This window comes from Clostridium sp. CAG:43, from assembly GCF_000434655.1.
GTDB lineage: Bacteria > Bacillota > Clostridia > Lachnospirales > Lachnospiraceae > Otoolea > Otoolea fessa.
Map to the genome: position 1 here is coordinate 3,999 of NZ_FR895065.1, position 3,725 is coordinate 7,723.

2 protein-coding genes (1 of these 2 only partly in view) are annotated in these 3,725 nt (G+C 48.3%); both read left to right on the top strand.

All coding sequences use genetic code 11. The annotated features are described in order from the left end of the window. Nucleotides 1-91 carry the end of a type II secretion system protein gene (locus tag QVO97_RS05150; protein ID WP_022359319.1) on the top strand. Its footprint begins 2,141 nt before the window's first position, so only the last 91 of its 2,232 coding nucleotides appear in the window; the start codon falls outside the window, past its left edge; the stop codon is at nucleotides 89-91. A 2,911-nt stretch (nucleotides 92-3,002) separates the two neighbouring features. After that, nucleotides 3,003-3,725 (top strand): DUF5717 family protein (locus QVO97_RS05155; protein WP_288189038.1); only part of this gene is annotated, 723 nt, incomplete at its 3' end.

Here is a 3,725-nt window from a genome sequence, read left to right on the forward strand (position 1 = left end):
AGAAAGCAGCTGCTGCAGCCGCCGCAAGCGGTTCCACGGTGCAGATTCAGAGCTGTTATGTCGGCGGTCATACAGCAAACAAGAAGTTTGATACCTCCCAAAAACCAGGGAATGGGGCAAACGCCAATACAGCCTTTGAGAATCTTACCGGACGTTATAACGTAGCGGCATATACCGGCGGATTCGCAGGGGGTCTCGCCGCACAGCTTCCGGCAGACAGTCAGATAGCGAATACATATGTGTCGGCGTCGGTGTATTCGCCGACGGCTGAGGAAAAATCGGATGAAACGGAAGGTGGAAGCGGTACGGCGGCGGATGAAACAGAGGATCCGGCGATGAAAGCACCTGCGTTTGTTGCGTTCTATGATTATGCAAGTAGAACGAATGGAATACTTCCATCGGAGACGAGTGGTACGGGGACGAACAAAAAATCAGTTTATCCGGGGTGCTATGTGTGCAGTAAGGTGAATGAGAAGTATGTGCTTGCATATGACGAGGCTCTTGCAAGTTTGTTTGGTGTAAAGGATCCGAATGCAGATAGCAGTGAGGAAGAAAATAAAGATACGGAGGAAAAGCGGAATACATATCCGTATGATCCGGAATTAAAGAAGGGAGAAATACCGATTTATCCGATGCCGACGATCCAGAAAGTAGCGGAAAAACTTGCTGCGCAGGACGCTTCAAAGGGATTTTCGTGGTTTCTGAATAACCATGTCGGGGACTGGGACAAGGGCGAGAACGAAGAGGCGCTGCATACTGGAAACAGGCTGTATATCGATTATGTCTCTCCGTCTCCGCTTGAAGAAAATCAGAGAATACATCTGATATTTTCGATTACCGGCGAATTGAGCGGTAAAACGATGTGGTATGTTCTCCAAGTCAATACTGGTGATTTGCAGGAAAAGACTCTGAGAACGGGATCGAAATTTTGCTTTGTAGATACGGAAGAGAAAGCTGCCAGCTGTGCAGAAAATGAGGCAAATGGCAGTTGGACGAGTTTTGCTGCAGAAAACAGGGTAAATCGTTTTGAAATAGGCATAACGGAAGAGAAAAAGTTGAAATTGCGTTTCTATCTGGATGATTTATCACGTGAGGGTGGAAATTTCTGTAGTCTGGGTACCTGGGGAGGTTATCAGCCGGGCGGTTACATAAATGGAGAAAATGTGATCGTAAAATTGAGCGAGGATGGCTATCCACCGACAGAAAATACAAAGCTCTCATACAAGTTCAACAGCTGCTTTGCCGATGTAATTGAACCCAATGATGATGGAACGGATACCTATACGGTTAAGGTCGCCAATGGACGTCATCTGCAGAATCTGAATTTCTGCGGAGAAGGCTATGGTGGTTTAAAGATCACACGGGTCATCCAGACCGATAATATTCTCTGGCAGGAGGATGATTCGATTACCTCACAGACGGAAGCGTATTGTAAAGAGGTGAAAGATGCATACGGAGAGATGACGATCTACAGTCCGGGAAATTCCAAGTATGAAGGTGGAAGTTTCTGGCCGATTAACAACCCGGATATTATCTCTTATGATGCGGAGGTGGATGAGAAAGAAAAAGCAAAACTGGGTGAATGTTATACGATTGCAGGCTTAAAGATAACTCCTGTTGCCTGGAATGGTGCGGCTTTAATTCAGAAGACGGATCATCTGACGATATCAAACTTGAATCTGAAGGATCCGGACATTTCCTGTCAGGGGCAGAATACAGCAGGGCTGGTGGCACAGGCAGGCACTTCGGCGGACAGCTATCTAACGATTAAAAATATCCATATATATGGAGAAGAATCCCGGATTTCTGGAACGCTGGCAACAGGCGCGGTGGTTGGAAGCACGAATAGTGGCAGTCTGACACTCGACCATGTAGTTGTAGATGCACCGACGCTGCAAATAAGTGGAGGAAAAACTGGGGGCTTGATCGGGGAAGCAAAAGTAAGTGATTTAGTGATGAATCACGTATATGTTTCAGGAAAAAATGCACGGATACAGGGAACCGATGCTAGCGGAGGTCTGGTCGGCTTTGCCGAGAGCTCTGGTCAGATGAAGTTGGAAAACAGCTTCTTCTCTGGGTATGTGGATACAACTGGAACCGCCGGAGGTTTGTATGGATACCTGAAAAACAACCAGAATGGCGGAACTGCCGGGAAAGAATTCAGCATTGAAAACAGTTATGTCGGCGGACGGAACCGCTCTTACGGTTATACGGAAAGTGGTGCGGAAGTGCTGTCAGATAGAAAGAATGTGTCAGGCGGCTGGTGTGCCGGAGGCCTCGTGGGGTGGATGGATGGTCCGATTTCGGTAATACAGAGTTTCAGTGCAGCGGATGCGTGTGGAACGAATACATATAATGCCATCGCAGGCGGTTTATTTGGAAAATATGATTCTGCAAAACTGGTTCTTTCGAACTGCTACACAACAGGAAGTGTGAAAGCGGCTGGAACCTCAATGTTCCTTGGACACTATATTGGTCAGTTGAACAATACCTGGTGGCAGGGCGCACAGCTGGAAGCTGGCAGTCTTTCGGTTCCGGAAGAATGCTGGTATCTGCCGAAGTTAAGCGAAGCAATCATCGGCGTACCTTATGTAGACAGCAACTCTGTAAAGGACAGCTATTTCAGTATTACCAGGACAGGTGCCGCTGACCTGTCGTCCAAAACAGGCGCCAATGGCGTTGATCAGACGATCGCAATAGATGATTCTCTGCAAGGAAAAGCATATCCATATCCAATTTGGACGATCTATGAACCAACAGCTTGGCAGACTGGCACACGCCTGTATGTGGGCGACTGGGATTAGGAAATTAAGAAAAATTAGAAAACGATAGCGCTTGTTTCTATAAAAATGCCGGATGGGCAATCAGCGAAATTCTCCAATTCCCTGATGTAAATGCAGACAAAATATGGTATGATATAAGGTACGAGATTTCGAACCGACGGAACTGTGGGAAGACGAAGCAGTTACCGGGACAGGATAATGAAACGGCAGGTGATAGGAATGAAAGAGAGAATTAACCGGCTGGCGAAGGGAATCATCGATTCGGAACAGCCGAAGATGACCTGGTCGCCTGAAAAGATAGATGAGACGCTGCGGATGAATACCCTGATGCAGAGAAATTTATGGATCGGGAGCGAAAATGGATTAAGTGTGAAGGGATTTGTGTATTCCTCGAACCTGCGGGTGCGGATTCCAGGGGATAACAATTCGTTTGGCGGACTCAGGTGCCGGATCGTATATGAAGTGGACACTTCGTTCCTGACGGCAGGCGACACGATCACGGGTTCTTTTTATCTGGTGACAAACTGCGGGGAAGAGGAGATTCCGTATGAGTTTCACGTCGAGGTGGCAGACGCCGGGAAGACTTTAGGTGATCTGAAAACGGCGGAAGATTTTCTGCGCGTCGCGGAAAATGATATGGAGACGGCGCTCCGGCTTTTGGAGTACCCGGATTTTGTGGAAGTGCCGTTTATGCAGGATCTGCATGTGCGGGCACTCTATGACGGCCTGAAGGGGCACGGCAGCCGGGCAAATTTTATGGAAGAATTTCTGGTTGGACTGGGCGTGAAAAAGCCGGTCGGTCTGACGATTCCGGGCAGGGCGCGCGTATATGCCGAGCTGGCTGAGAATGCCGAGGACACGATCGAGATCCGGATGGATAACTGGGGCAGTGTGTACCTGGAGGTGACGGCAGACGGCGAGTTCCTCCATCTGCCGAAGAAG